Annotated in this window: 22 protein-coding genes and 1 tRNA gene; 13 read left to right on the top strand and 10 right to left on the bottom strand. The window is 71.6% G+C overall.

All coding sequences use genetic code 11. The annotated features are described in order from the left end of the window. Window positions 1-7: 7 nt before the first annotated feature. Window positions 8-1,315, bottom strand: a complete 1,308-nt coding sequence (locus JOF44_RS10395; RefSeq protein WP_209890660.1) for a hypothetical protein — start codon at window positions 1,313-1,315, stop codon at window positions 8-10. A 90-nt stretch (window positions 1,316-1,405) separates the two neighbouring features. Next, window positions 1,406-1,921: an OsmC family protein gene (locus JOF44_RS10390; protein WP_209890657.1), complete on the bottom strand. Its 516-nt coding sequence runs from the start codon at window positions 1,919-1,921 to the stop codon at window positions 1,406-1,408. 297 nt (window positions 1,922-2,218) lie between these two features. On the opposite strand from JOF44_RS10390, the gene JOF44_RS10385 reads away from it, so the two are divergent. Then, window positions 2,219-3,271: an Rv2578c family radical SAM protein gene (locus tag JOF44_RS10385; protein WP_209890653.1), complete on the top strand. Its 1,053-nt coding sequence runs from the start codon at window positions 2,219-2,221 to the stop codon at window positions 3,269-3,271. 228 nt (window positions 3,272-3,499) lie between these two features. Here JOF44_RS10385 and JOF44_RS10380 read toward each other — a convergent pair. The 6 genes from JOF44_RS10380 to JOF44_RS10355 all read right to left on the bottom strand — a co-directional run bounded on the left by JOF44_RS10380 (window position 3,500) and on the right by JOF44_RS10355 (window position 9,973). Further along, a tRNA-Ser gene (locus tag JOF44_RS10380) sits at window positions 3,500-3,584 on the bottom strand. A gap of 187 nt (window positions 3,585-3,771) precedes the next feature. Continuing rightward, window positions 3,772-4,302: a flavin reductase family protein gene (locus JOF44_RS10375; protein WP_209890650.1), complete on the bottom strand. Its 531-nt coding sequence runs from the start codon at window positions 4,300-4,302 to the stop codon at window positions 3,772-3,774. Between the two features lie 810 nt (window positions 4,303-5,112). Further along, complete coding sequence (locus JOF44_RS10370; RefSeq protein ID WP_209890647.1) at window positions 5,113-5,220, bottom strand: methionine/alanine import family NSS transporter small subunit; 108 nt, start codon at window positions 5,218-5,220, stop codon at window positions 5,113-5,115. A 91-nt stretch (window positions 5,221-5,311) separates the two neighbouring features. Next, window positions 5,312-6,952: a sodium-dependent transporter gene (locus JOF44_RS10365; protein ID WP_209890645.1), complete on the bottom strand. Its 1,641-nt coding sequence runs from the start codon at window positions 6,950-6,952 to the stop codon at window positions 5,312-5,314. Between the two features lie 333 nt (window positions 6,953-7,285). Further along, window positions 7,286-8,860 carry a PTS ascorbate transporter subunit IIC gene (locus JOF44_RS10360; RefSeq protein WP_209890642.1) on the bottom strand — a complete coding sequence of 525 codons (1,575 nt, stop codon included), beginning with the start codon at window positions 8,858-8,860 and terminating at the stop codon, window positions 7,286-7,288. Window positions 8,861-9,034: 174 nt separating this feature from the next. Beyond that, on the bottom strand, window positions 9,035-9,973 hold the full coding sequence (locus JOF44_RS10355; RefSeq protein WP_209890639.1) for a PTS sugar transporter subunit IIA: 939 nt from the start codon (window positions 9,971-9,973) through the stop codon (window positions 9,035-9,037). A gap of 268 nt (window positions 9,974-10,241) precedes the next feature. Between JOF44_RS10355 and JOF44_RS10350 the strand changes: the two genes are divergently transcribed. The 6 genes from JOF44_RS10350 to JOF44_RS10325 all read left to right on the top strand — a co-directional run bounded on the left by JOF44_RS10350 (window position 10,242) and on the right by JOF44_RS10325 (window position 17,605). Then, the gene (locus JOF44_RS10350) at window positions 10,242-11,609 is read left to right on the top strand and encodes an amidohydrolase (RefSeq protein ID WP_209890636.1); all 1,368 of its coding nucleotides are present in this window, start codon (window positions 10,242-10,244) and stop codon (window positions 11,607-11,609) included. A gap of 202 nt (window positions 11,610-11,811) precedes the next feature. After that, window positions 11,812-13,398, top strand: a complete 1,587-nt coding sequence (locus tag JOF44_RS10345) for an AbgT family transporter (protein WP_209890633.1) — start codon at window positions 11,812-11,814, stop codon at window positions 13,396-13,398. A gap of 430 nt (window positions 13,399-13,828) precedes the next feature. After that, on the top strand, window positions 13,829-14,962 hold the full coding sequence (locus tag JOF44_RS10340) for a hypothetical protein (protein WP_209890630.1): 1,134 nt from the start codon (window positions 13,829-13,831) through the stop codon (window positions 14,960-14,962). Further along, window positions 14,959-16,290 carry a sensor histidine kinase gene (locus tag JOF44_RS10335; protein ID WP_209890627.1) on the top strand — a complete coding sequence of 444 codons (1,332 nt, stop codon included), beginning with the start codon at window positions 14,959-14,961 and terminating at the stop codon, window positions 16,288-16,290. The genes JOF44_RS10340 and JOF44_RS10335 overlap by 4 nt, the downstream gene beginning before the upstream one ends. Continuing rightward, on the top strand, window positions 16,287-16,979 hold the full coding sequence (locus JOF44_RS10330; protein ID WP_209890624.1) for a response regulator transcription factor: 693 nt from the start codon (window positions 16,287-16,289) through the stop codon (window positions 16,977-16,979). The genes JOF44_RS10335 and JOF44_RS10330 overlap by 4 nt, the downstream gene beginning before the upstream one ends. A 65-nt stretch (window positions 16,980-17,044) precedes the next feature. Beyond that, window positions 17,045-17,605, top strand: a complete 561-nt coding sequence (locus JOF44_RS10325) for a pyridoxine/pyridoxamine 5'-phosphate oxidase (RefSeq protein WP_209890621.1) — start codon at window positions 17,045-17,047, stop codon at window positions 17,603-17,605. 109 nt (window positions 17,606-17,714) lie between these two features. Here JOF44_RS10325 and JOF44_RS10320 read toward each other — a convergent pair whose 3' ends face one another. Together JOF44_RS10320 and JOF44_RS10315 are read right to left on the bottom strand one after the other, a co-directional pair. Then, window positions 17,715-18,362, bottom strand: a complete 648-nt coding sequence (locus tag JOF44_RS10320) for a cysteine peptidase family C39 domain-containing protein (RefSeq protein WP_209890619.1) — start codon at window positions 18,360-18,362, stop codon at window positions 17,715-17,717. Between the two features lie 184 nt (window positions 18,363-18,546). Further along, complete coding sequence (locus tag JOF44_RS10315; protein WP_209890616.1) at window positions 18,547-19,092, bottom strand: GNAT family N-acetyltransferase; 546 nt, start codon at window positions 19,090-19,092, stop codon at window positions 18,547-18,549. Window positions 19,093-19,167: 75 nt separating this feature from the next. Between JOF44_RS10315 and JOF44_RS10310 the strand changes: the two genes are divergently transcribed. The 6 genes from JOF44_RS10310 to JOF44_RS10285 all read left to right on the top strand — a co-directional run bounded on the left by JOF44_RS10310 (window position 19,168) and on the right by JOF44_RS10285 (window position 24,715). Next, window positions 19,168-19,572, top strand: coding sequence for a CidA/LrgA family protein (locus JOF44_RS10310; protein WP_209890613.1), 405 nt, complete (start codon window positions 19,168-19,170; stop codon window positions 19,570-19,572). Further along, window positions 19,569-20,267 (top strand): LrgB family protein, encoded by a 699-nt coding sequence (locus JOF44_RS10305; protein WP_209890610.1) that lies wholly within the window; start codon window positions 19,569-19,571, stop codon window positions 20,265-20,267. The genes JOF44_RS10310 and JOF44_RS10305 overlap by 4 nt, the downstream gene beginning before the upstream one ends. 151 nt (window positions 20,268-20,418) lie before the next feature. Continuing rightward, a complete protein-coding gene (gene arsB, locus JOF44_RS10300; protein ID WP_209890607.1) occupies window positions 20,419-21,531 on the top strand; it encodes an ACR3 family arsenite efflux transporter in 1,113 nt (370 codons plus the stop codon). After that, a complete protein-coding gene (locus JOF44_RS10295; protein WP_209890602.1) occupies window positions 21,528-22,004 on the top strand; it encodes an arsenate-mycothiol transferase ArsC in 477 nt (158 codons plus the stop codon). Before arsB ends, JOF44_RS10295 begins: the two co-directional genes overlap by 4 nt. A gap of 92 nt (window positions 22,005-22,096) precedes the next feature. Next, entirely contained in the window at window positions 22,097-22,453 is a 357-nt protein-coding gene (locus tag JOF44_RS10290) for an iron chaperone (protein ID WP_209890599.1), read from the top strand. 498 nt (window positions 22,454-22,951) lie between these two features. Next, the gene (locus JOF44_RS10285; protein ID WP_209890596.1) at window positions 22,952-24,715 is read left to right on the top strand and encodes an ABC transporter ATP-binding protein; all 1,764 of its coding nucleotides are present in this window, start codon (window positions 22,952-22,954) and stop codon (window positions 24,713-24,715) included. Window positions 24,716-24,880 lie beyond the last annotated feature (165 nt).

Here is a 24,880-nt window from a genome sequence, read left to right as displayed (position 1 = left end):
GCCGGGATCAGGCCACGAGATCCGCGGGGGCCTCCCAGGTGTTGCAGGCGCTGAGGTCGCCGCCGGAGGTGAGGCCGGCCTGGATCCAGTGCACGCGGGAGGCGGGGTCGAGCCCGTCGTCCTTCCAGTTCGCCTCGTCCGTGAGCCAGGCGCGCACCGCCGTCGTGGGCTCCGCCGAGGAGGGCACCTGCATCGCGGCGGCCGATCCCAGGCAGAGCTTCTGCAGCGAATAGCGCCGCGTGGCCTCCTTGTACGCCTCGGACTCCTCGCCGTCGGCCTCCTGCTCCGCGATCTTGTTGAGCATGGAGACGTAGTAGATGCCCACCGAGCTGTTCCAGTTCACGGTCGAGACCTCGGCGACGGCCAGGTCCCAGAGATAGGTGCTGGGGACGTTCTCGGCGTCGGCGATCTCGGCGCCGATGCCGCTTCCCGCCGGCCAGTAGAGCGTCGAGTCGAGGTTGCACATCCGGGCCGAGTCCGGATCGAAGCTCTCCGGATCACAGGACGCGCTGTCGGGGACCTCCGGCGGCGTGTAGACCGTGACGGACGGGGAGTTCCAGGGCAGGCCGCGGTCGGAGCTGGCGGTGGACCAGATCGAGTTCAGGCAGCCGCCGCCGGCATCGAGGACGGCCTGGATCTCCTCCGGGCTCTGCGTCGACGCCGGGGTGGCGGGCAGCTCGCAGCTGCCGACGGTCGGCAGCGTCCCGCGGGTCAGCGGGTTGTCGGCGAGGATGTCGTGGATCTCCTCGGGGCTCCCGGGCACTTCGTCGTAGGGGACGACCACCTCGAAGCTGGGGGTCCCCTCGGCCGGTGTCGGCTCCTCGGCGGTCGGTTCCTCGCTGGTCGTCGGGTCCTGGCTGGCCGCGACGGGCGGGGAGCCCTCCCCGCTGTTCCGGGTGAGGATCAAGGCGGTGAGCCCGCCGCCGATGGCGATCACGAGCACCGCCACGCACCCCAGGGCCACGGCGATCAGCGCCCAGGGCCGCGCCCGCGAGGGGCCGGGACCGCCGGCACCGGGGCCGGCCGGGCCGGGGGCGGCCCCGGTGCCGGGGTTGCCCGGGCCGGGTCCGCCCGGGCCACCGGGCCCGTGACCGGGAGGGACCTGGCCTGCACGCGCGGGGCCGTCATGGCCGGGGCTGACGGGCCCGCCGTAGCGCTCGTTCCCGCCGGGTGCGCCCTGGGCGGAGAAGCTGCCCGGGGCGGCGGGACGACTCGGCCCGCCGTAGGCTCCGCCGGGCGAGTTCGGGTCCCCCGGGCCCGACGGGCCGCCGTGGCCTCGCCCGTTTCCGCCGCCTGCCGACCCTGCATCCGACATCTGTTCCCCCTGAGGATCCGTTCCCTTCCCTGCAGGATATCCGGGCGGGGTCCGACCAGGAGGAGTTCCGGCAGGGTCGGACGGATCGGGTCAGCCGCTCGCGGCCACCACCAGCTCGACGTCCGACGCTCCCGGGGCGGTCAGGAGCTTGGAGACGGGGCATCGGGTGTGCGCGGCCTCGGCCAGCTCACGAACCTCCCTCGGTGCCATCTCCTCGATCGAGACCAGGGCGCGCGGCGTGAACCGGAAACCACCGGCCGGGTCGCGGTGCATCTCGACCTCGACGCTCACCCGGCTCTCGTGGGCCAGACCCCGCTCGGACAGGACCACGCGCAGCGTCTCGCCGAGGCAGGTGCTCCAGGCCATGGCCAGGAACTGCTCGGGGTTGAAGCCCTGCGCCGGTGAGCGCGGGCCCCCGGTGGGCAGCTCGATCTCCGGCTCGACGGCGGCATCGTCGCGCCGCTGTGCCACGTCCAGCGAGGCGGGACCGTCGTGGATGCGCACCTGCCCGGAGGTGCCCCGGGAATTGTCGACGCGGGCGGTGTAGAGCGGACGGGGCCGGGATTCAGGGTCTGAGGGGGACGAGGGGTCGGCAGTGGTCATCATCGCCTCAGGCTAGATGCGTCGCCGCGATCGGGGCGGTCGGCGGGGCGGTCGACGGGGCGACCGGATCGACCGGATGGCCGACAGGCTGTCGACCGGGCGGCCGGATCGAGCGGACGGCCGACAGGCTGCCCCGCTGGTCGACCGCACGACCGCACGACCGCACGACCGCACGACCGCACGACCGCACGACCGCTCGACTGCACGACCGGGCGACCGCACGACCGAGGGGGTTGCCGGGGCTCGCCGGAGGGAGCCGCACCACTTGACAATCGGTCGAACGTACGTTCGACTGCAGGCATGCGATGGAGCGGGCAGACACTCGGAGCGGAACAGCGCGAGCAGGCCCTGCTGGGCATGTCCGGGCTCGTGCGCAGCGTGCGCACCCCGGAGTTCCAGGGCGTCACCTTCCACGAGGTGACGGCGAAGTCGGCGCTGAACCGCGTGCCGGCCTCGAGCTCGATGCCGTTCGAGTGGAGCGTGAATCCCTATCGCGGGTGCTCCCACGCCTGCGTCTACTGTTTCGCGCGCAGCACGCACGAATACCTGGATCTCGACGCGGGTGCCGACTTCGACCAGCAGGTCATCGTGAAGGTCAATGTCGCCGAGGTGCTGCGCGCCGAGCTCGCCAAGCGCTCCTGGAAGCATGACCTCGTCGCACTCGGCACCAACACCGATCCCTATCAGCGCGCCGAGGGACGGTATCGACTGATGCCCGGGATCATCTCCGCCCTCGCCGACAGCGGTACGCCGATCTCGATCCTCACCAAGGGCACCTTGATGCGGCGGGACCTCCCGCTCCTGGAGAAGGCCGCGGAACGAGTTCCGGTGGACCTGTCGATGTCCATCGCGGTGTTCGACGACGAGCTGCAGAAGGCCGTCGAACCCGGGACGCCGACCACTGCCGCGCGCCTGGCGACCGTGCGTGCCGCGGCCGATGTCGGATTCCGCGTGACGGTCTTCCTCATGCCGATCATGCCCTGGCTGACCGATTCCGACGCCCAGCTCGACGACGCCCTCGCCCGGATCGCCGACGCCGGCGCCGTCCGTGTGGTCCATGGCGCCCTGCATCTGCGTCCCGGTGCCAAGGAGTGGTTCCTCGAGTGGATCGAGCGGGAGCACCCCGAGCTCGTCACCGGGTATCGGCGCTTCTACGAGCACGCCTCGTATGCGCCCGCGGGGTACCGTCGCACCCTCGCGCGCCGGCTGCGACCGCTGCTGCGACGCCATGGCCTCGACGCGCAGGAGGACGAGGACCAGCCCGAGCAGCGACGCCGCGCGGCCGACGCCGCCTCGCGCCCTCGCACCGCTCCGGTCGCGCTCGATCTGGGGACGCAGCCCGCTCTGTTCTGACCGGTCGCCCACTCTGACGGGACCGCGCGCCTGGCCGGAGACGCCTGCCCGGCGACGCCCCGTCCGGCGACGCCCGGTCTGGCGACGCCCGGTCCGGCGACGCCCCGTCCGGCGGGAAGCCGCTCGGCGGAGGGACTGTCGATCACTCCCGCAGTCGCGACGTTCCGGGCATGCGGAATGCCCCTTCACTCACAGGTGAACCTGCAGGTGAGAGGGCATTTCCGTCGGCGGAGGATGGGGGATTTGAACCCCCGAGGGCGTTAACCCAACACGCGTTCCAGGCGTGCGCCATAGGCCGCTAGGCGAATCCTCCAGCGCTCGTAAGAGCAGGCATCAGCGTACCCGACGCCCCGGGGTGGTGCGAACCGAGCTGGCACAGGTCACACTCACCGCGGTTCATGGTTCCGGCTCGTCCAGCGGGGCCAGCCGCAGATCGGTGTTCGGCATCCTGCACTCGGGGCGGGCCGGGCCGGGACGATCGATCCGGGTGTCTTCCTGGATCAGATCTCGTACTCGAGGAGCTGATGGTAGCTGCGGTTGCGATACACCAGCGGCTCCTCGTTGGCGATCTCGGCCCGGTCCGCGGCGACGAGGACGACGTGGCTGCCGCCGGCGGGCACCCGCTCCAGGATCCTCCCGCTGATCCAACCGGCGGTGCCGTCCAGAACGGGCTCGCCGGTGGGCAGCTGATGCCACGCGACCTGCGCGAACCGGTCGATCCCGGAGGTCGCGAAGATCGTGGACACCTGGCGCTGGTCCGCGGCCAGCAGGTTCACCGTCACGGTCTCGGCCCGGCTCAGCGCCGGCCATGACGACGAGGTGTCGTTGATGGTGAACGCGAGCACGGCGGGCTGCGCCGACACGGAGATCACGGAGGTGGCCGTGAACCCGAGGGGCTCGGTCCCGTCGGTCAGCGAGACGACGGCGACGCCGGCGGGGTGACGGCGAAAGAGCGCGGCGAAGGTCTCGCGGTCCAGGACGCCGTCGGCGCTCGCGGTGCCGTTGGCGGTGGTCGTGGGGTCTGACGACATGGAGTTTCCTCCTCGACGGGAACGGCTCGGTACTCCTCGGTCCCCAAGATGCTTTTGAGTGACAGAAGCGAATCTAGGGGCTGTGTCTCCTCGTCGCCAAGAATGTGACGCCATGAGGCCTGCCCCGGCAGCGGGTGAGCCGGCGGCGACTCCGGAATGTGTGGTCCGCGGTGGTGTTCACCGGGCAGGGGCGCATCCACGGGCGGTATGCGAGCAGCGAGCCGCTCAGAGGGCGTTGCGTGCTCGTATGACGCCAGTGGATACGAGAGCGGCCTGCAGGGAGTGCGGACGCCGGGGGTTACGAGGGCGGACTGCGGGGGTGCGGACGCCGGGGGTTACGAGGGCGGCCTGCGGGGGTGCGGACGCCGGGGGTTACGAGGGCGGCCTGCGGGGGTGCGGACGCCGGGGGTTACGAGGGCGGCCTGCGGGGGTGCGGACGCCAGTGGATACGAGAGCGGCCTGCAGGGAGTGCGGACGCCGGGGGTTACGAGGGCGGACTGCGGGGGTGCGGACGCCGGGGGTTACGAGGGCGGCCTGCGGGGGTGCGGACGCCGGGGGTTACGAGGGCGGCCTGCGGGGGTGCGGACGCCGGGGGTTACGAGGGCGGCCTGCGGGGGTGCGGACGCCAGTGGATACGAGAGCGGCCTGCAGGGAGTGCGGACGCCGGGGGTTACGAGGGCGGACTGCGGGGGTGCGGACGCCGGGGGTTACGAGGGCGGCCTGCGGGGGTGCGGACGCCGGGGGTTACGAGAGCGGCCTGCAGGGGGTGCGGCCGGGCCAGGGCGACCGACGGGGTCGCGCGGCCCGCGGTCAGTCGTCCTTCTCGGGATGGCGGACGAGGTTGACGACGGCGGCGACGAGGCCGCCCCAGACGGTCACGATCGCGACGATCATCATGACGATGGAAGCGAAGGACATGGTCACTCCTGACGGAAGGGTGTCGATGGGGGAGATGACGGGGGAGGGGCGACGGCCGGGCCGAGCAGCGCGTACGGTCGCCCCTCCCGCATCATTCGGACGAGCGCAGCTCGTGCGGGGTGGACGCCTCCGGGGTGGTGACCAGGCCCTTGCCGGCCACGGCCTCGGGGGCGATCGGATCGCCGTCGGAGTCGTCCTTGTACAGATTCGACCTGGCGGGCCACGGGATCAGGGAGAGCCCGATGGCGACGACCACCAGGCCGATCGCCATCAGCCAGCCGAACAGCAGCACGAACCAGCCGGGGTAGCCCTCGTAGTTGCCCGGTTCCATGAGCAGATCCCGGGTGCCGAAGGCCAGCGAGACGCCGAGCACGATCGGCGCGATGGCGCCGACGCACACCAGCCACCAGCGCCCGATCGGGAAGGTGCCCTTGAGGTTGAGGTGATCGCGCAGCGTGGGCAGTCCCCGCACCGCGTAGGTGACCACGATCGTGGAGACCAGGGCGGCCGCGACGATGCCGTACTCGTTGGCCCACTTGTCCAGCACGTCCAGCAGCGGCAGGCCCGAGGTGGTGGAGAACAGCACGGTGGAGACCACGGCCAGCGGGATGCAGACCCCGAGAGTCGCGGGGATCCGGGCCAGGCCGAACTTGTCCTGGATCGCGGCGATGACCACCTCGACGATGGAGATCAGCGAGGTGAAGCCGGCCAGCACCAGGGAGCCGAAGAACAGCACGCCGATCACGGCGCCGGCAGGAGCCTCGCTGATGATCGTGGGGAAGGCGATGAAAGCCAGGCCGACGCCGTCGGTGACGACCTCGTCGATCGCCACGCCCTGCGCCTGGGCCATGAAGCCCAGCGCGGAGAACACGCCGATGCCGCAGAGGATCTCGAAGCTGGAGTTCGCGAAGCCGACGACCAGGCCGGAACCGGTCAGGTCCGTCTTCTTCTTCAGGTAGGAGGAGTAGGTGAGCATGATGCCGAAGGCCACCGACAGCGAGAAGAAGATCTGACCGTAGGCCGCGATCCACACCGCCGGATCCGTCAGCGCCGCCCAGTTGGGCTGGAAGAGCGCTTCGAGGCCGTCGATCGCGCCGGGCAGGAACAGCGAGCGCACCACCAGGATCACGAACATGATCACCAGCAGCGGGATGAACACGACCGAGGCTGCCGCGATGCCCCTCTGGACGCCGAGGGCCATCACCACGATGACGGCCAGCCAGACCACGATCATGGAGATCAGCACGGCCGGGACCACGTCGAAGGAGATCGTGGCGTCGGCCCCGCCGAGGGCCTGCGTGTACTCGTTGAAGAACCCGGCGGCGTCATCGCCCCAGCGCTGGTCGAACGAGAAGATCGTGTAGTTCGTCGCCCAGGCCAGGATCAGCGCGTAGTACAGGGCGATGATCAGGGCGATCAGCACCTGCCACCAGCCGATGAACTCGGTCCAGCGCCTGAAGCGGCGCCAGGCGGCCGGCGCCGAGCCGCGCCAGCGGTGGCCGATCGCGTAGTCGAGGAACAGCAGCGGGATGCCGGCGGTCAGCAGGGCGACGAGGTACGGCAGGATGAACGCGCCGCCGCCGTTCTCGTAGGCCACGGCCGGGAAGCGCCAGATGTTGCCGAGGCCGACGGCCGAGCCGATCGCCGCGAAGATGAATGCGGTCCGGCCGGAGAAGGCCCCGCGGTCTGCGCGCTTGCCCGCGGTGGTCGGGGAAGGGGTGGATGCGGTCACTGTTCGCCTCCGGGGGAGGGCGCCGTGCGGGCGGCGCCGGATGGGTCAGGACGGGGAAGGGCCGACAGGGGCTCGGGCGGCGCACGGGTCGCGGGTCTCGCATCCGTGCGACGGCCGGGACGTGCGACGGCGGCGGGGTGTGCCTCCATGCACTGTGCCGATTGATGATACGCGTCCGACGGGCGGGGCGACATCATCGCTGAGTCCGGGAGCGGCCCGGCGGATTCGTCAGGCCGGGTCCGTCGCGCGGCGCGGGCCGGGTCCGGACGCGCGGCGGAGGCGCCGTGCCGAGGGCCGCGCTCGCTTCCGTGCCCGCGTCCGGGACGGGCCGGCTCAGTCGCGCAGCGGCGGCGGGGGCGCGGGGGCGCCGACCGGCGGGGCCACCCGGGGGTGGGCCGACGGGTCGGCGGTGCCGCCCGTTCCGCCGTCCTCGTGGTGGGCGTCGACCGCGGCCGTGGCGCCGCCGGCGGCCTGTGCCCGGGCCGGGGCGGGATCCCAGCCGGCGTCGACCACGCGGCGCTGCATGAGGATCGCGCCGCCCAGGATCACGGCACCGATGACCACCAGCAGCACGATGCCCGGCAGCACGCCGGCGCGCGCCGAGTAGCCGATCAGGATGCCGAACCAGCCGAAGTCGGTGTCCCCGAAGGTGGTGTTGGCCGAGCCGAAGGTGCCCAGCACCTTCAGCAGCAGTGCGGGCAGGAAGGTGACCAGCAGGCCGTTGACGAAGCCGCCGGCGACCGCACCGCGCCTGCCACCGGTGGCGTTGCCGTAGACCCCGGCCGCACCGCCGGTGAAGAAGTGGGGGACCAGCCCCGGCAGGATCAGCGCCAGACCGAACACGGGGCCCAGCCACACGCCGAGGGTCAGCAGTCCGACCAGGCCGCCCGCGAAGCTGGAGAGGAAGCCGATCAGCACGGCGTTCTGGGCGTAGGGGAACACGATCGGGGCGTCCAGCGCGGGGATCGCCCCCGGGACCACCTTGGCGGCGATGCCCTGGAAGGCGGGGACCAGCTCGCCGAGGATCGTGCGCACGCCGAAGAGGATCACGGCCACGGCGATCCCGAACTGGAGGCCCTGGGTCACCGACTGCATGAGGTAGTTGCCCACGTCGCTCGCGCCGCCCTCGAAGGCCTCGAAAGCGGTGGCGCGACCCGCGCGGGCGAGGTAGACCACGGCCACCACCAGGTACATCAGCACCATCGACAGGGCGGTGGCGACCATCGAGTCGCGCAGGAAGCGCAGCGACTCGGGCACCTTGATGTCCTCGGTGGAGCGGCTGGTGCCCTTGCGGTCCACCAGGCGGCCGACGGCCCCCGCGGCGATGTAGCCGGCGGTGCCGAAGTGCCCGATCGCGATCGAGTCGTCGCCGGAGACGCGCCGGGTCCAGGGCTGGGCCAGGGCCGGCAGGGAGACCATGAGGATGCCCAGCAGCAGGGCGCCCAGGACCACCACGACGACGGTGGGCATGCCCGCCGAGGCCATCACCACGGTGATCAGGGTGGCCATGAACAGCAGATGGTGACCGGTGAGGAAGACGTAGCGCAGCGGCGTGAAGCGGGCCAGCAGGATCGCGACGACGAAGCCGAGGATCATCAGCCACGCCACCTGCGCGCCGAACTCCGCCTGGGCGATGCCGGCGATCGCCTCGTTGGTGGGGACCACGCCCTGGGCGCCGAGCGCGCCCTGGATCATCACGCCCAGCGGGGCGAGGGAGGCCGTCACCAGCGTCGCGCCGGCACCGATCAGCAGGAAGCCGAGGACGGCCTTGACGGCGCCGCCGGTCACCTGGCCGGCGGACTTGCGCATGGCGATCAGGCCGATCGCGGTGATCAGGCCGATGAGATAGGCGGGGACGCTGAGGAACTCGTTGACGAGGAATTCGGCGATCGAGACGAGCACGTTCATGGTCTGGCTCCGGGGTGGGGGTCGGGTCAGGGGCAGAGGCGGCCGACGGGACGGCCGACGGCGTCGCCGGCGGGATGGTCGCCCGGTCGTGCAGTGGGGATCTTCCCGGCGGAGATGCGGGACAGGTCGGTCGGGGGACGGAGGGGAGCGGCGGCTGCAGCGGCGTCAGCGGCGTCAGATCGCGTAGCGGCGCCGCAGCGCCGCGTCGATCTCCGCCTGCGAGGAGAAGTTCTCGATCACTTCGACGGGCACGCCGACCTCGCCGAGGGTCTCGGCGATCGCGCCGGAGGTGAGGATGAGGTCGGCGTCCTTGGCCTTGCCCTTGGCGGAGATGGTGTCGGTCGCCTCGATGCTCAGATACGAGGACCAGCCCCAATGGTCCAGGACCTGCTCGGCGGTGTTCTTCAGGAACAGGCTGGTGCCCAGGCCGTTGCCGCAGACGGTCAGCAGGAGGTTCTTCGAGGGGATCGCCTCGGGGTCGCTCGAGATCGCGGCGGGGGTCGCCTGCCCGGTGTCGCCGGGAGAGGTGCTGGGATCGTCGGTGGCCCCGGTGGCCCCGGTGGCCCCGGTGGCCCCGGTGGCCCCGGTGGCCCCGGTGGCCCCGGTGGCCCCGGTGGCTACGGAGGCACCGTGCGAGGCGCCCGGGCCGTCGGATGCCTCGGTGGCCCCGTCTCCCAGGACCGCGAGCACCTCCTGCGCGCTCTCCGCGGTGTCCAGGGCCCGGCGGCGCTCGGGATCGGCCAGCACTCCTGCCAGGGCGGCGAGCGCGGCCCGATGGGCGGAGTCGTCGGCGGCGGCCAGGGTCATCACCAGCTGCACCGGGTCGTTGGCCTCGTGCCCGAAGACGACGGGCTCGGCCAGGCGGAGGAACGACAGGGCAGTGCGGTGGACGGACTCGTCCGGCCGGGCGTGGGCGAGCGCGAAGCCCGGGGTGATCACGATGTAGGGGCCGTGCTCGTCGACGGTGCGCAGCATCGCGTCGATGTAGGCGGCATCGATCGCGCCGGTGGCGACGAGCAGATCGCCGGAGCGTCGGATCGCGTCGGAGCGGTCCGTGGCCGGCGCGTCGAGACGGATGGCGGCGGGCTCGAGGAGGTCGGTGAGCTCGGACATGGCAGGTGTTCTCCGAAGGGGGAGGGAACAGGGGACGGCCCCGCATGGGAGCCGGAGTGATGCCTGCATGAGACAGGGAACGCCCCGAGCGGCGCAAGGGGCTCCGATCCGCGTACGAGCGATCCTGAACGGCCCCGGGGGCGATCCCCGAGCGTACGTCCTCATCCGGCGGGCGGAGCCTCCGTGGTGACCGGGCCGATGTCACGACGCGGGAAAACTGCGGCAACGCTCAGCCGGACGAGGCGCCCGGTGCCTTACGGTGATCCGCATGACGTCCCAGCATTCGGCGCCGGAGGCGCAGCACACCGAGGTGTCCACCGCCTATCTCGCCCAGCTCGACGAGGAGCGGGAGGCCGCCATGCGCACCGCCTCCCATCCCGGCTCCACCTTCGCCGGGGCCGACGCCGCGCTGCACGATCGCCTCGAGTCGCAGGTCGAGCAGGACGCCGCGGAGATGACCGCGCTCATGCTCGACCTCGGCAGGCACCCAGAGGTCGCCTTCGAGGAGCACCGCTCCGCCCGCGCGATCGTCGATGTCCTCGCCGCCCACGGCATCGACGCACAGCTCGGGGTGCACGGGCTGGACACCGCGATCCGCGCCGAGATCCGTGGCGCCGGTGCCGAGCAGGAGGATGCGCCGACGCTGGCGATCCTCTCCGAGTACGACGCGCTGCCCGGTATCGGCCACGGCTGCGGCCACAACGTCATCGCCGTGATGGGACTGGGCGCCTTCCTCGCCCTGGCTGCGCTCGCGCAGGCCGACCCGTCGGCTGTCCCGGGGCGGGTCGTGTTCCTCGGGACCCCTGCCGAGGAGGGCCACACCGGCAAGGAGTACATGGCCCGCGAGGGCGCGTTCGACGGGCTGGACGCGGCCGTGATGGCTCACCCCTATGGCTATGACCTGGCCGATCAGATGTGGCTGGGCCGTCGGACCCTCACCGTCGAGTACCACGGCCGCACCGCCCACGCCTCCGCGCAGCCGTTCATGGGCCGCAACGCTCTGGACGCCGCGAACCTGATGTACCAGGGGATCGGCCTGATGCGGCAGCAGACCCCGCCCTCGGACCGCATCCATGCCGTGATCCGCGAGGGAGGCGAACGCGCGAGCGTGATCCCCGACCACGCCAGGCTCGACCTGTACGTGCGCTCCCAGCGTCCCGAGACCCTCAAGGACCTCTCGGGGCGCGTGGAGGACGTGGCCCGCGGCGCCGCCCTGATGGCCGGGGTCGGCGTGACCGTGGGCTGGGACCAGCACCCGCCCTCGCTGCCGGTGCGCACCAACGAGGCGCTGACCGGCCGCTGGGTCCTCGCACAGCGCCGCCGCGGCCGCGACCCGCTGCCCTTCGGCGTCGTCTCGCCGATCCTGGCGGCCTCCACCGACTTCGGCAACGTCAGCTACCGGGTGCCGGGCATCCACCCGGTCATCCGGATCTCCCCGCCCGAGGTCGCCCTGCACACCCGTGAGTTCGCGACCTGGGCCGTCTCCGACGACGCCCGCGCCGCCGCGGCCGACGGGGCCTACGGTCTGGCTGCGACCGTGCTGGACGCCCTGCACGACCCGCAGTTGGCCGCCGCCATGGCCACCGAGTTCGAGGAGGCCGGCGGTGCGATCGACGTGCCGGGCTTCTTCGACTGAACGACTGAACGACTGAACGACTGAACGACTGAACGACTGAACGACTGAACGACTGACCTATTGATCCATTGGCCGGTGGGCGACCGGCCCGCTCTGCTGGCCGCCGCCGGGAATGATCGACTGTCCACCGACCCCATCCCCTGACCCGTTCCCCGGTCCGTTCGCTGATGAGCGGACTGCGTCGTCCCCCTCTGGAGTCCCCATGAGCGCAGCACCGACCGAGCCGGCACCGACCGGCATCACCGACAAGCTCCTGAACGGGGTGGAGAGAGCGGGCAACAAGCTGCCCGAGCCCTTCATGCTGTTCCTGATCCTCTTCGCGATCACGGGCGTCGTCTCCACCGCGATGGCCTGGGGGAACGTGTCCGTCACGGTGCCGGGCTCGGATGAGCCCACCGTCATCAGGGGCCTGTTCACCGGCGAAGGCATGACCTGGCTGACCACCAACCTCGGCGAGAACTACATCGGCTTCCCACCGCTGGTGACGGTGATGCCGATCCTGTTGGCGATCGGCATCGCCCAGCACTCGGGGCTGCTCGGCGCCGCGATCCGCAAGCTGTTCGGCACCTCGCCGGCCTGGGCCCTGCCCTACGTAGTCGGGTTCGTCGGCGTGATCTCCTCGATCATGGCCGACTCCGCCTTCGTGGTGGTGCCCCCGCTGGCGGCGCTGGTGTTCAAGGCCGCCGGGCGCCACCCCATGGCGGGCCTGCTGGGCGGCTTCGCCGCCGCCGGCGCCGGCTACTCCACCAACATCTTCCCCACCTCGCTGGACGCCCTGTTCGCCGGCATCACCACCTCGGTGATGGGGGCGCTGCCCGGGTACGAGTTCACCCCCGTCAACCCGGTCTCGAACTGGTTCTTCAACATCGTCTGCTCGATCATCCTGGGCTTCGTGGCCGGCTTCGTCATCGACAAGCTGGTCGAGCCGCGCCTGGTCCGCATGGGCATCAGCCGCGACGAGATGGTCGAGGACGGCGAGGAGTCCGACACCACCGACTCCGAGCACATGCGCGCCAAGCTCGGCCCGGCCGAGAACAAGGGCCTGCTGATCGCCGTGATCAGCGCCGTCGTGCTCACCGCGGCATTCCTGGTCGCGTTCCTGATGCCCGCCTCGCCGTGGCGCAACGAGGACGGCGGCTTCCTGCCCAAGTCCCCGCTGCTGAGCTCGATCGTGTTCATCGTGGTCGCGTACTTCATGGTCGTCGGCGTCGCCTACGGCGCGGTGGTCGGCACCCTGCGCAACAGCCGCGACGCGGTGCGCATGATGTCCGATGCCATCAAGGAGATGCTGCCCTTCGTCGTGCTGGCGTTCATCCTGGGCAACTTCATCGCCCTGTTCAACTGGTCCGGCATCGGCACCTGGATCGCGGTCACCGGCGCCGCCGGGCTCGAGGCCTCCGGGCTCGACGGCTTCGCCGCCATCCTCGGGTTCATCCTGCTGGCCAGCTGCCTGAACCTGTTCATCATCTCCGGCTCCGGCATGTGGGCGATCATGGGCGCCGTGTTCGTGCCGATGTTCGCGCTGATCGGCTACGAACCGGCCTTCACCCAGGCCGCCTTCCGCGTCGGCGACTCCGCCACCCAGGTCATCACCCCGATGAACCCCTACATGATCGTGCTGCTGGGCATGGTGCGGAAGTACGAGCCCGGCGCGGGCTTCGGCACCCTGATGGCGCGCATGCTGCCCTTCGTGGTGCCGTTCTGGATCGTGTGGACGATCATCCTGGCGATCTTCTTCGTCTTCGACCTGCCGCTGGGGCCGGGCAACGGGATCTTCCTGGGGCAGTGACCGCGGTGGCCTCGGTGGCGGCTCCGGCGATGGGCACGGCGGTGGGCTCGGTGGCGGTCCCGGCGCTGGGCCCAGCCGTGGTTCTGCAGACGGTTCCGATGCCGCTCTGATCGAGAGCGTCGTTGTGGGCGCCTCCCGGGTCGGCGAGACGCCGCAGATGACGTTCTCGATCCCGGGACCGGGCACGGTCGAGGTGAGGCCGCCCGTCGCGAGCCAGCTGCGCGCCCGAGCGACCCGCGCGCTCGAGCCTCCTGCGCGCTCGGGCCAGCTGCGCGCTCGGGCCAGCTGCGCGCTCGAGTCTCCTGCGCGCTCGAGCCTCCCGCGCGCCCGGGACGCGCCTCGGACATCGGGGTTGGGTGCCGCCGCCCGGGGGACACGGTTCACCCGCTCGGGGGAGGCGGCACGACTGCCGGGGGCCGAGGCTCGAGGCATGGATACGACATACCGCCCCCTCCGCCTCCTTCTGCTCCTGGCCACTCTCTCCAGTCTGATCTCCGCCGGGCTCGGCATCCGCTGGCTGCTCGCGCCGGACACCTCCGCGCTCACCGCGATGGCGATCCCGCCGCCGCTGCTGACGCTGATCGGACCCGGTCCGATGTACGCGGCGCAGATGGTGGTGGCCCTGCTCGGCGTCGCCACCGGTGCCGCCCTCCTCGCCGTGCACGAGGTGCCTGGGCGCATCGCGCGTCTCGTCGCCGTCGTCGGCGCCGCTCAGGTGCTCCTGTTCGGACTGGGATTCGCGAGCTTCACAACTCTGGCAGGTACCGGGTACCTCCTGGCCCTGGTCGTGCCCGTCATCGTGGTCGCCTGCGGCATCGCACTGCTGCGCGGGGGAGGCCCTGCGCGCCGGGCTGTCGGCGCGGGGATCCTGCTGCTTCTCGTGCTCGGCCTCGTCGTCGGCCGCGAGGTGGTCGGCCATGTCGCGGGGTCGATCCTGCCCGTCCTGCTGGCCGATGCCGCGCAGCTGCTGGTCACGGCCCACGTCCTCGTCGAGGGCGCGGTCTGGGCGGCGGTCGTGGTGCTCGCGCTGCGCACCTCCGGGACTGTGGGCCGGGTCGGGGACTGGACGCGCCGGCACCGTCGGGCGCTCACCCTGCTCGCGGCCTGCGGACCGCTGCCCTACGCGCTGGCCCGTCTGACCTGGCTCACGCCCTGGCCGGTGCTCGGCGGCAGCGCGGCCGAGATGGACGTCACGACGCGGGTCTGGGGGCTCATGCTGTCCACCGGGGCCTGGCTCGGTGTGCTCCTGACCATCGGGCTGATCCGCCCCTGGGGCGAGACGTTCCCGCGCTGGTTCCCCGCCGTCGGCGGGCGCCCCGTCCCGATCGCCACGGCCGCGATCCCCGGGTTCACCGTCGCCGCGCTGCTGTGCTTCGCCGCCGTGCCGGTGGTGCTCAGCGCCGCCACGATCGGGCCGGTCGCGGCCCTGGCCTTCGCCCTGGCGTTCCCCTGCTGGTTCTGGGGACCGATGCTCGCCCTCGCGGTCTGGGGGTACATCGGCCACCGACGCTCGACCATCGACCCTCGTGCCGGGGACCGTTCCCGGTCCAGGATGGGGGCGTGAACATCCGACGGCACGGCGCGCGGTTCGCGTGGCTGATGACGGGCGCGGCGATCGGGACGACCGTCGTGCTCGTCCTCGCCCTCGTGGGCCTCGTCCGTCTCGAGGTGCCTCTGCCGCTGGGCGCCCTGGCGGCGGGGGTGCTGGTCAGCGTGCTTGTCGGTGGCCTGCTCGGCCTCGTCCCGGGGGTGCGCGAGCTCGAGGTCACCGCGGCCCGCTCGATGCTCGGGGTGCGCCGGGAGCTCATCGTCCCGCAGCGACCGAGGCTCCTCCACCGCCTGCAGGATGTGGTGTGGGTGCAGCTGCACCTGCTGGCCGGGCTGCTCGTCGCCGCGTGCCTGACCATGCTGATGCCCGTCGCGGTGCTCACTCTCATCGAGGCCGTCCGCGGCGCGGAGAACCCCCTGGTGCCGACGGCCGACTCGGCGATCGGACGGCTGGGTATCGCGGCGGCGGCACTGGCCACGACGCTCCTCGCCCTCACCGCCGCGGGCCCGGTCGGTGCGCTCGCGGCCCTCCTGGCCCCGCGGCTGCTGGGCCCCACCTCGCGCGACCGGCTCGACGTGGCCCTGGCCCGCGCCGCCCAGGAGGCCGAGCACACGCGCATCGCCCGCGAGCTGCACGACGGGATCGGCCATGCGCTGACCATCGTGAGCATCCAGGCCGCCGCCGGCGGACGCGTGATCAACCAGGACGCCGCCGCGGCCGCTCAGGCCCTCGCACGGATCGAGTCCACCGCGCGCGAGGCGCTCGCCGAGCTCGATCAGGTGCTCGCGGATCTGCGGGACGAGGGAGCCGACCGGGCGGGGTCGCCCGGCGAGCCGGGGCCGACGCGCGCGCCCCATGACGCCGGGCCGGCGGACGCCCCGGGTGAGGCCCGGCCGACGAGCACGCCCGGGCGTCCGGCTGTCGCGGATCCCTCGCTCGAGACCCGTCTGGATCACATCCTCCAGGATCACCGCCGTGCCGGGATGGATCTGCGTGCTGATCTGACTCTGCCGAGGGGTGTGCCGGTCCCCCAGCACGAGCACCTGGTGCGGATCGTGACCGAGATGCTCACCAACGCTCACCGTCATGGCGGCTCCGGCCCCGTGCACCTTCACCTGCACGAACAGCACGGACCGACGGGGGAGCGTGCCACCGTGATCGGGTGCGAGAACCACCGGGCACCCGCCTCTGCGCACACCACGGGCGGCGGTCGCGGGCTGGCCGGGCTGCGCGAGCGCCTCGACCTCTGGGGTGGGACCCTGGACGCCGGTCCCGCGGATGCTCCCGGCATCTGGCGGACCCGCGCCGTCCTGCCGCTGCTGCCCGAGAGGAGCGATCGATGAGTCCCGCCGAGACCCCGGAGGGCGATCGCCCTGCGACCCCGGACGATGACCGCGCACCGGTGCGGGTCCTGCTGGTCGACGACGAGCCCCTGGTCCGCCAGGGGATGAGCATGATCCTCGCGGCCGAGACGGACCTTCAGGTGGTCGGCGAGGCCGGTGACGGGGCGGAGGCCGTCGCCCTTGTGCGCGGGGAGGCGCCCGACGTCGTCTGCATGGACGTGCGCATGCCCGACCTCGACGGGATCCGCGCCACCGAGCTCGTGCTGCGCCTGCCCGACCCGCCGAAAGTTCTGGTCGTGACCACCTTCGAGCACGACGGATATGTGCGGGACGCCTTGCTGGCCGGCGCCTCCGGGTTCCTGCTGAAGCGCGCGAGCGCCGTCGAGATGGTCCAGGCCGTGCGCACCATCGCCCACGGCGACAGCCTGCTGTTCCCCGACGCGGTGCGCTCGCTGCTGCGTCCTCGCGCCCGCACCGCCGCGTACACGGGCCCGCAGCTCACGCCGCGCGAGCAGGAGGTGCTCGAGGCCGTGGCCCGTGGCGCGAGCAACGCGGAGATCGCCGCGCAGTTCGTGGTCGGGGTCGAGACCGTGCGCACCCACGTCGCCGCCGTGCTGCGCAAGCTCGGGGCCCGCGACCGTACCCAGGCCACCGTGATCGCCTACCGCACCGGCCTCGTCGACCCCTGATCCCCTGGGCCCGCTCCCTCGTCCGCTCCTGGACGCGGCCACCGGCTGCAGGCAGGATGACCCCCATGAGCGATCTCGCCGCGCGACTGCGCACCCTGCCCGCCTTCCCCGAGGAGATGCCCGACCTCGACCTCGAGGCCCTGCCCGAGGACCCGACCGAGCTGTTCCTGGCCTGGCTCGAGGATGCGATCGCCAGTGGCGCCCGGCAGCCGCACGCGATGACCTTCCAGACCCTCCTGGCCGACGGCAGTCCCGTCGGCCGCACCCTGATCCTCAAGGACCTCGACGAGGCCGGCTTCCACGTCTCCACCCGGAACACCTCCCGCAAGGCACAGCAGGTGCGGGAGGATCCGCGGGCCGCGATGACGTTCTTCTGGCGCGAGAGCGGACGCCAGGTGCAGATCGCGGGAACCGTGGTCGCGCTCGGCGAGGACGTCTCCCAGCGTGATTGGCTCGCCCGCCCGACCTCTGACGGGCAGCCGAACCCCGAATGGCAGGTCTATGCGCTGCGGCCGGAGCGGTTCGAGTTCTTGCAGGCCCGGGCGGACCGCAACCATGTCCGTGCCGGATACGTCCGCGAGGGTGGGCGCTGGTCCCACGGCCCGGTGACGACCCCGGCCGGCTGAGCCGACGGCCCGGACGGCTGAGCGGTGAGCCCGGCCGGCTGAGCCGACGGCCCGGCCGCCTGAGCTGCGAGCGGACGAGGCCAGCTCGGTCCGTGGATGATCGGGCCGGTCAGCTGACGATCGTGGCGTCGGCCCGCTGGGCATCCAGCAGATGCTGGCGCGAGTACCCGGTGATGCCGATGGTCTGCGCTCGCCCCGGGTCGGAGACCAGGATGTTGCCGTCGGAGTCCTTGCCCTGGGCGACGACGAAGTGGCCGTAGTCCGCCTCCTCGTCGATCAGTCTTCCGTGATGGACGTGCAGGATCACGACCGATCCGCTCGCGGCGGCGTCCACGCCCTCCTCGTACTGGGAGTGGGTGGCCGTGCCGTCGTGCTCGCGGATCCCCTTCTCGAGGTCCTTGAGATAGGCGCCCCAGTAGTCGACGCTCTTGGCGGCGGGGTCGCCCGCGGGGGACAGGCCGCTGGAGACGCGCATGTTCTTCACCGCGGTGGCGTTGCCGCCCACGGCAGCGCCCTCCGACCCGGAGACGTAATGCTCCGGTGCCTTGCCTGCAGCGACCAGCGCGATCACGGCCGAGGTCGGGCCACAGTTCTCGTCGTCCCACGGGCCGGTCCCGATCTGGTCGACGACCACGAGATCGCTCGCGGCATTCGCCTTCTTGGTGGCGAGCAGACCGGTGGCCGCGGCCAGGCCGGCGACGCCGAGGCCGCGGAAGGCGGTGCGTCGGCTGATGGGGGTGGTCAGGGGGGTGGTCATCCCGGGTTCCTCCGATGAGTTCCTGAGGGGCAGGGGAGAGATCGCCTGGATCGCAGGTCGTCGTCCCACGGGCTCCACGCTGTGAGAGTCGAGGCCCGCCCGGCAAGGCGTGAGTGATGCACCGCGCTCGGTGTCGTGAGCAACACGGCGATCGACATGACGCGATGCGCCGCCTTCCTGCTGGTCAGGGGGACCAGAAGGGTGAGCCGCCCGTGGTGACCGGCTGGTAAGTTGCGAGCTCGAAGTGGTGATGCGGACGACCGTGGGCCGTGGTGCGTCCCTGGTCCGTGAAGCCGATCTTCTCCAGCACCCGGGCCGAGGCGGGGTTGTCGTCGTCGACCAGCGCCACCACCTGCCCCAGACCCAGCGGCCCGACCGCGGCCTCCATGCACAGGCTCGCCGCCTCCGTCGCCAGGCCCCGTCCCCACCAGCGACGGGACAGGGTGTATCCCAGCTCGACGCCGTGCCCGGTGACCTCGAGCCCGGCGTCCCCGATCAGCTCGCCGGTGTCCCGGGCCATCACGGCCCAGAAGGCGAAGCCGTGCTCGTCCTGGTGGCGGCGATAGTCCTCGACCATCCGCGCGGTCACCTCGGGCGAGACCGCTCCGCCCTCGCCCACGAAGCGCATGACCTCGTCGTCCCCGTAGACGGTGTGCGCGGCCGGGACGTCGGCCGTCTCGAACGGGCGCAGCAGCACGCGGTCGCCGAGCAGCGGGAAGGAGAGCGGCATATCGGCAGTGTGAGGTGCCCCGTCGGCGGTGGTCAACGCGATTCCGGCGACGCCGCTCGGGCTACCCTGGCGACGATGTCCCGCGCCGCCCTCCTGCCTCCCGTGCTGCTCGGCCTCGTGGTCCTGCTGCTCGCGCAGATGGTGGGCCTGACCGTGTCGGAGCTGCTCGGCCTGCCCATTCCCGGGGTCGTGCTCGGGATCGTGCTGCTGGTGGTGCTGGGCCTGCTGCGCCCCACACGGGCGGTGCTGCGCGTGGCGGAACCGGCCGCGACCCCGCTGCTGGCGCACCTGCAGCTGCTGTTCGTCCCGCCCGGCGTCGGGATCGTGCTGGAGATGAACTCCCTCGCGCAGAACGCGCTGCCGATCGCGCTCGCCGTCGGCGGGTCCTTCGTGGCGACCCTGCTGGTCGCCGGGTGGCTGCTGCAGGCGCTGCTGCGCCGCCAGGACCGCCGACGGAACCCGGGGAGGGCCGGCGCATGAACACGCTCATCCACCTCCCGGCCTTCGGTCTGGTCCTGACCCTGAGCGCCTATCTGTTCTCGCTGTGGCTCCATCAGCGTTCCGGTCGGCTCGGGCTGCTGTCCCCGGTGCTGGTCACGATCGTCCTCGTCGCCGCGGTCCTGCAGCTCACCGGGCTGCCGTACGCCGAGTACCTCGAGCAGGTCACGGTGCTGACACTGCTGCTGGGCCCGGCCACGGTGGCGCTCGCGCTGCCGTTGCTGCGCAACGGGCGGGCCCTGGGCTCCTCGGCCCTCGCCGTGATGGCGACCCTCGCCGTCGGAGGTGCCGTGAGCATCGCGATCACCGTGGGGGCGATGACCGCCTTCGGGGCGGGCGAGGACATGCTGCGCGCCGCGCTGCCACGATCGGTGACCTCCCCGGTGGGCCTGTCGATCGCCGAGACCCTCGGCGCGTCCGTGCCGCTGGCGGTGGTGCTGACCCTGATCTCCGGGGTTCTCGGAGCCGCCCTCGGACCGGCGCTGCTGAACCTGGCCCGGGTGCGCGACGAGCGGGCCCGCGGCTTCGCCATCGGCATGACGTCCCACGGCATCGGCACCTCGCGCGCGCTCGCCGAGTCCCCGGTCGCGGGAGGCTGGTCCAGCGCAGCGATGGTGATGAACGCCCTGGTCATGACGATCGTGCTGCCGATCGTGGCCGCGCTGGTGACTGGCTGAGCGCTGCGTCGGCTGAGCGCTGCGTCTGCTGAGCGCTGCATGCGAGCTCTGCACTGCCGTTGCCATGAGCGACGGTGGCAACGAGAGCGCAGAGCTCGGCGCGGGGTACCGTTCGCATCGATGTCCGTCCACAGGAAGAGGTAGCGCCGTCATGACGACGACCACCGCGCCCGGCGCACCGACCGGTGTCGCCGGGGAGATGTCGTTCCTGGATCGGTTCCTGCCGGTCTGGATCCTGCTCGCCATGGTGGTGGGTCTGCTGCTGGGCCGCCTGGTCCCCGGCATCGGTCCGGCACTGGAGGCCGTGAGCATCGCCGGCGTCTCCCTCCCGATCGCCCTGGGGCTGCTGGTGATGATGTACCCGGTGCTCGCCAAGGTGCGCTACGACGAGACCCGCCGGATCAGCGCCGACCGCCGGCTGATGATCACCTCGCTGGTGCTGAACTGGATCGTCGGTCCCGCGCTCATGTTCGCCCTGGCCTGGATCTTCCTGGCGGACCTGCCCGAGTATCGCACCGGGCTGATCATCGTGGGCCTGGCCCGCTGCATCGCCATGGTGCTGGTCTGGAACGACCTGGCCTGCGGGGACCGCGAGGCCGCCGCCGTGCTGGTGGCGATCAACTCCGTCTTCCAGGTGATCGCCTTCGGCGCGCTCGGCTGGTTCTACCTGCAGGCGCTGCCCTCGTGGCTCGGGCTGTCCACCACCTCGGCCGATTTCTCGATCGGCGCGATCGTGCTGAGCGTTCTGGTGTTCCTGGGGATCCCGCTGCTGGCCGGCATCCTCACCCGAGTGCTGGGGGAGCGGGCGAAGGGCCGCGCCTGGTACGAGGAGCGCTTCCTGCCGCGCATCGGCCCGTTCACCCTCTACGGGCTGCTGCTGACGATCGTGCTGCTGTTCGCGCTGCAGGGGGACGCGATCCTGTCGGCCCCCGGGGACGTCGCCCGGATCGCCCTGCCGCTGCTGGCCTACTTCGTGCTGATGTTCCTGGGATCCCTGCTGCTCAGCCGCGCCGTCGGCATGGACTACGCCCGCTCCACCACCGTCGCCTTCACCGCCTCCGGGAACAACTTCGAGCTCGCGATCGCCGTCGCCATCGGCACCTTCGGCGTGAGCTCCGGACAGGCGCTCGCCGGCGTCGTCGGCCCCCTCATCGAGGTCCCCGTGCTGGTCGGTCTGGTCTACGTCTCGCTGTGGCTGGGCCGACGCCTGTTCCCCGGCGACCCCACCGTCCCCGCCCGTTCCCGAGAGAAGGTCCCCGCATGAGCGCCCAGACCCCGCACCACAGCTCGTCCGCGGCATCCGGTTCGTCCTCGGTACCGTCCGTCCTGTTCGTCTGCGTCAAGAACGGCGGCAGATCCCAGATGGCCGCCGCCCTGATGGAGGCCCGCGCCGCCGGCACGGTCGAGGTGCACTCGGCCGGGACCCGGCCCGGCACATCGATCAATGCTCTGTCGGCCGAGGTCGTCGCCGAGGCCGGCGCGGACATGTCCGCCGGGGCCACCAAGCTGATCGATCCCTCGCTGCTGGTGCGCGTCGATCGCGTCGTGGTGCTGGGGCAGGAGGCCGTGGTCGAGCCGGTCCCCGGGATGGCCGGAACAATCACCACCTGGCGCACCGATGAGCCCTCCGAGCGCGGCATCGAGGGCGCCGAACGCATGCGCCTGATCCGGGACGACATCGATCACCGGGTGCAGGAGCTGCTCGAGGAGCTCACGGCCGACGGGCCCGCGGTCTGAACGCCTGAAGGGGCCGGGCGGCGGACGGTAGTCTCGGGCAGGGGTGAGCGACGACGCTGACCGCAACCAGGAACCGAAGGTGGGACCTCTCCATGATGGCGACAGCCGACCACGACGCCTACATCGCCGCGGCACCCGAACGTTTCCAGCCCTCGCTGCAGAGGCTGCGGGGGATTCTCGGCCGCGTCCTGCCGGACGCAGAGGAGATGGTGGCCTACGACATGCCGGGGTTCCGGATCGGCGGCACGGTCGTCGCGAGCTATGCGGCCTTCAGCAAGCAGTGCGGGCTGTATCTCCAGGCGGGCGCCCTCTCCGAGCATGCCGAGGACATCGCGGCCGCCGGCCTCAAGGCGACGAAGACCGGGATCACCTTCTCCCCGAGCAGACCGATCCCGGACGAGCTCGTGGAACGACTGGTGCTCGCCTCGCGGGAGGACGCCGGGGTCTGACTGTCCGGCCGTTCGAGCAGGAGATGGACGGTGCCGGCAGCGGCAGCACTGCCCCGGGCGGCCGAGCCGCCGACGCGTGGATCATGTGCTTCGCAGCGCAGAAGGGCGGGCGAGTTCTGCGGTTCTGTTGCCACATCGTCCGGTGGAAACGAGAGCGCAGAGCTCGGCGCGGGTAGGGGACCTCCTCCGAAAGTCGGGTGCGAATCCGTCCTGAATCCGGGAGGATGGAGCGCCGTGGTCGTGCCTGGGCAACGGTGCGCGTCCTGCCCGTGTCCTGGCCCGCCCTGAGCCCTGCCCGAGCCCTGGTCCGCCCGAGATCTGCCCTGCCCGACCGCGTCCCGCCACCCGACCGCGCCCCGCTCCACGATCGGCTCTGCGGACGGGATCTGTCCGCCTTCGCTCCTACTGTCGATCCCGTCGCCGACTGCGATAGCGCCGCCGACCGCGACGACGTCGTCGACCTGTGCCCTCCGCATCCTGCTCTGACCGAGGAACTCCATGCTCTGGACCGTCATCCGGCGCCACGTGCGCCCTTATCTCCCGCATATCGCGGCCGTGGTCGTGCTGCAGCTCGCCACCGTGCTGGCCACCCTGTACCTGCCCAGCCTCAATGCGGACATCATCGACCAGGGCGTCGCCACGGGGGACACGGACTACATCTGGCGCGTCGGCGGAGTCATGCTGATCGTCGCGATGGTGCAGGTCATCACCGCGATCACCGCCGTCTGGTTCGGAGCGCGCGTCTCCATGGGGATGGGCCGGGACGTGCGCCGCTCGATCTACACCCGGGTGGACCGCTTCTCCACCGAGGAGCTGGCCCGCTTCGGCGCCCCCACCCTGATCACCCGCGCCACCAATGACGTCCAGCAGGTCCAGATGCTCGTGCTGATGACGCTGAACGTCATGGTCATGGTGCCGATCATGTCGATCGGCGGGATCGTGATGGCGATCCAGGAGGACCCGGGGCTGTCCTGGCTGGTGTGGGTCTCCGTGCCGATCCTGGTGGTGATCGTCGGGCTGCTGGTCACGCAGCTGATGCCGCTGTTCCAGCGGATGCAGGACAACATCGACTCGATCAACTCCGTGATGCGCGAGCAGATCATGGGCATCCGCGTGGTGCGGGCCTTCGTGCGGGAGAAGCACGAGACCGCCCGCTTCGAGGACGCCAACGCCACCCTCACCGACACCTCGGTGCGGATCGGCCGACTCTTCGTGATCATGGGGCCGGCGATCACGATCGTGCTGCACCTGGCCACCGCCTCGGTGCTCTGGTTCGGCGGCCACCGCGTCGATGACGGTCTGGTGCAGGTGGGCGCACTGACGGCCTTCATGCAGTACCTGCTGCAGATCCTCATGGCCGTCATGATGGGCACCTTCATGTTCATGATGTTCCCGCGCGCGATCATCAGCGCCCGGCGCATCGGCGAGGTCCTCGAGACCGCACCCACCCTGGCCGAGCCCGCCGACCCCACCGCACTCGATCATGCCGGCGGCGGAGCGAGCGTCGAGTTCCGCGACGTGACCTTCTCCTACCCCGGCGCCGACGCGCCGGTTCTGGACGGCGTCTCCTTCACTGCCGAGGCCGGCCGCACCACCGCGATCATCGGATCCACGGGCTCCGGAAAGACCTCCCTGATCAGTCTGATCCCGCGCCTGCACGACGCCACCAGCGGGCAGGTGCTGCTCGACGGCGCCGCGGTCACCGACCTCTCCCGCGCGACCATCTCGAAGACCGTCGGCCTCGTCCCCCAGCGGCCCTATCTGTTCTCCGGGACCGTCGGCCACAACCTCCGCTTCGGCGATCCGACGGCCGACGATGAACAGCTGTGGGAGGCGCTCGACGTCTCCCAGGCCACCGAGTTCGTCGCCGACCGCACCACCGGCGAGGGGGAGGCCCTGCGCACCGGGCTGGAGTCGTCGATCTCCCAGGGCGGCACCAACGTCTCCGGTGGTCAGCGCCAGAGGCTGTGCATCGCCCGCACCCTGGTGGCCAGGCCGCGGGTGTTCGTCTTCGACGACTCCTTCTCCGCGCTCGACGTCGCCACCGACGCCGCGGTGCGCGAGGGCCTGGACGCGCACACCGAAGGCGCGACGATGATCATCGTCGCCCAGCGTATCTCCAGCATCACCGCCGCGGACCAGATCCTCGTGCTCGAACAGGGGCGGATCGTCGGCCGCGGCACGCACGAGCAGCTGCTCGATACGAATCGGACCTACCGGGAGATCGTCGACTCCCAGATCACCGTGGAGGAGCCGGTATGAGCCGCGCGAAGAAGCACCGGGGCTCCCAGGGCGAGTCCGCGACGAGACCGTCGGCCGCACCCGACGGCTCGGCCGCGTCGGGCGGCTCTGCCACGTCGGGGAACTCTGCCGCACCGGGCGGCTCGGCCGTGACCGGGGGCGCCACCGCGGATCTCACCGAGGCGG

It is taken from the genome of Brachybacterium fresconis (assembly GCF_017876515.1).
GTDB classification, from domain to species: domain Bacteria; phylum Actinomycetota; class Actinomycetes; order Actinomycetales; family Dermabacteraceae; genus Brachybacterium; species Brachybacterium fresconis.
Note: the sequence above shows the minus strand (reverse complement) of the source record. Positions and strands in the feature narration are given on the sequence as shown.

Bases quoted from the DNA above. Each gene is read 5' to 3' on its own strand.
- arsB (WP_209890607.1), top strand. From the start codon at position 20,419: ATGACGACGACCACCGCGCCCGGCGCACCGACCGGTGTCGCCGGGGAG.
- JOF44_RS10290 (WP_209890599.1), top strand. From the start codon at position 22,097: ATGATGGCGACAGCCGACCACGACGCCTACATCGCCGCGGCACCCGAA.
- JOF44_RS10330 (WP_209890624.1), top strand. From the start codon at position 16,287: ATGAGTCCCGCCGAGACCCCGGAGGGCGATCGCCCTGCGACCCCGGAC.
- JOF44_RS10315 (WP_209890616.1), bottom strand. From the start codon at position 19,092: ATGCCGCTCTCCTTCCCGCTGCTCGGCGACCGCGTGCTGCTGCGCCCG.
- JOF44_RS10375 (WP_209890650.1), bottom strand. From the start codon at position 4,302: ATGTCGTCAGACCCCACGACCACCGCCAACGGCACCGCGAGCGCCGAC.
- JOF44_RS10390 (WP_209890657.1), bottom strand. From the start codon at position 1,921: ATGATGACCACTGCCGACCCCTCGTCCCCCTCAGACCCTGAATCCCGG.
- JOF44_RS10320 (WP_209890619.1), bottom strand. From the start codon at position 18,362: ATGACCACCCCCCTGACCACCCCCATCAGCCGACGCACCGCCTTCCGC.
- JOF44_RS10355 (WP_209890639.1), bottom strand. From the start codon at position 9,973: ATGTCCGAGCTCACCGACCTCCTCGAGCCCGCCGCCATCCGTCTCGAC.
- JOF44_RS10325 (WP_209890621.1), top strand. From the start codon at position 17,045: ATGAGCGATCTCGCCGCGCGACTGCGCACCCTGCCCGCCTTCCCCGAG.
- JOF44_RS10285 (WP_209890596.1), top strand. From the start codon at position 22,952: ATGCTCTGGACCGTCATCCGGCGCCACGTGCGCCCTTATCTCCCGCAT.
- JOF44_RS10360 (WP_209890642.1), bottom strand. From the start codon at position 8,860: ATGAACGTGCTCGTCTCGATCGCCGAATTCCTCGTCAACGAGTTCCTC.
- JOF44_RS10350 (WP_209890636.1), top strand. From the start codon at position 10,242: ATGACGTCCCAGCATTCGGCGCCGGAGGCGCAGCACACCGAGGTGTCC.
- JOF44_RS10295 (WP_209890602.1), top strand. From the start codon at position 21,528: ATGAGCGCCCAGACCCCGCACCACAGCTCGTCCGCGGCATCCGGTTCG.
- JOF44_RS10370 (WP_209890647.1), bottom strand. From the start codon at position 5,220: ATGTCCTTCGCTTCCATCGTCATGATGATCGTCGCGATCGTGACCGTC.
- JOF44_RS10340 (WP_209890630.1), top strand. From the start codon at position 13,829: ATGGATACGACATACCGCCCCCTCCGCCTCCTTCTGCTCCTGGCCACT.
- JOF44_RS10345 (WP_209890633.1), top strand. From the start codon at position 11,812: ATGAGCGCAGCACCGACCGAGCCGGCACCGACCGGCATCACCGACAAG.
- JOF44_RS10395 (WP_209890660.1), bottom strand. From the start codon at position 1,315: ATGTCGGATGCAGGGTCGGCAGGCGGCGGAAACGGGCGAGGCCACGGC.
- JOF44_RS10310 (WP_209890613.1), top strand. From the start codon at position 19,168: ATGTCCCGCGCCGCCCTCCTGCCTCCCGTGCTGCTCGGCCTCGTGGTC.
- JOF44_RS10385 (WP_209890653.1), top strand. From the start codon at position 2,219: ATGCGATGGAGCGGGCAGACACTCGGAGCGGAACAGCGCGAGCAGGCC.
- JOF44_RS10305 (WP_209890610.1), top strand. From the start codon at position 19,569: ATGAACACGCTCATCCACCTCCCGGCCTTCGGTCTGGTCCTGACCCTG.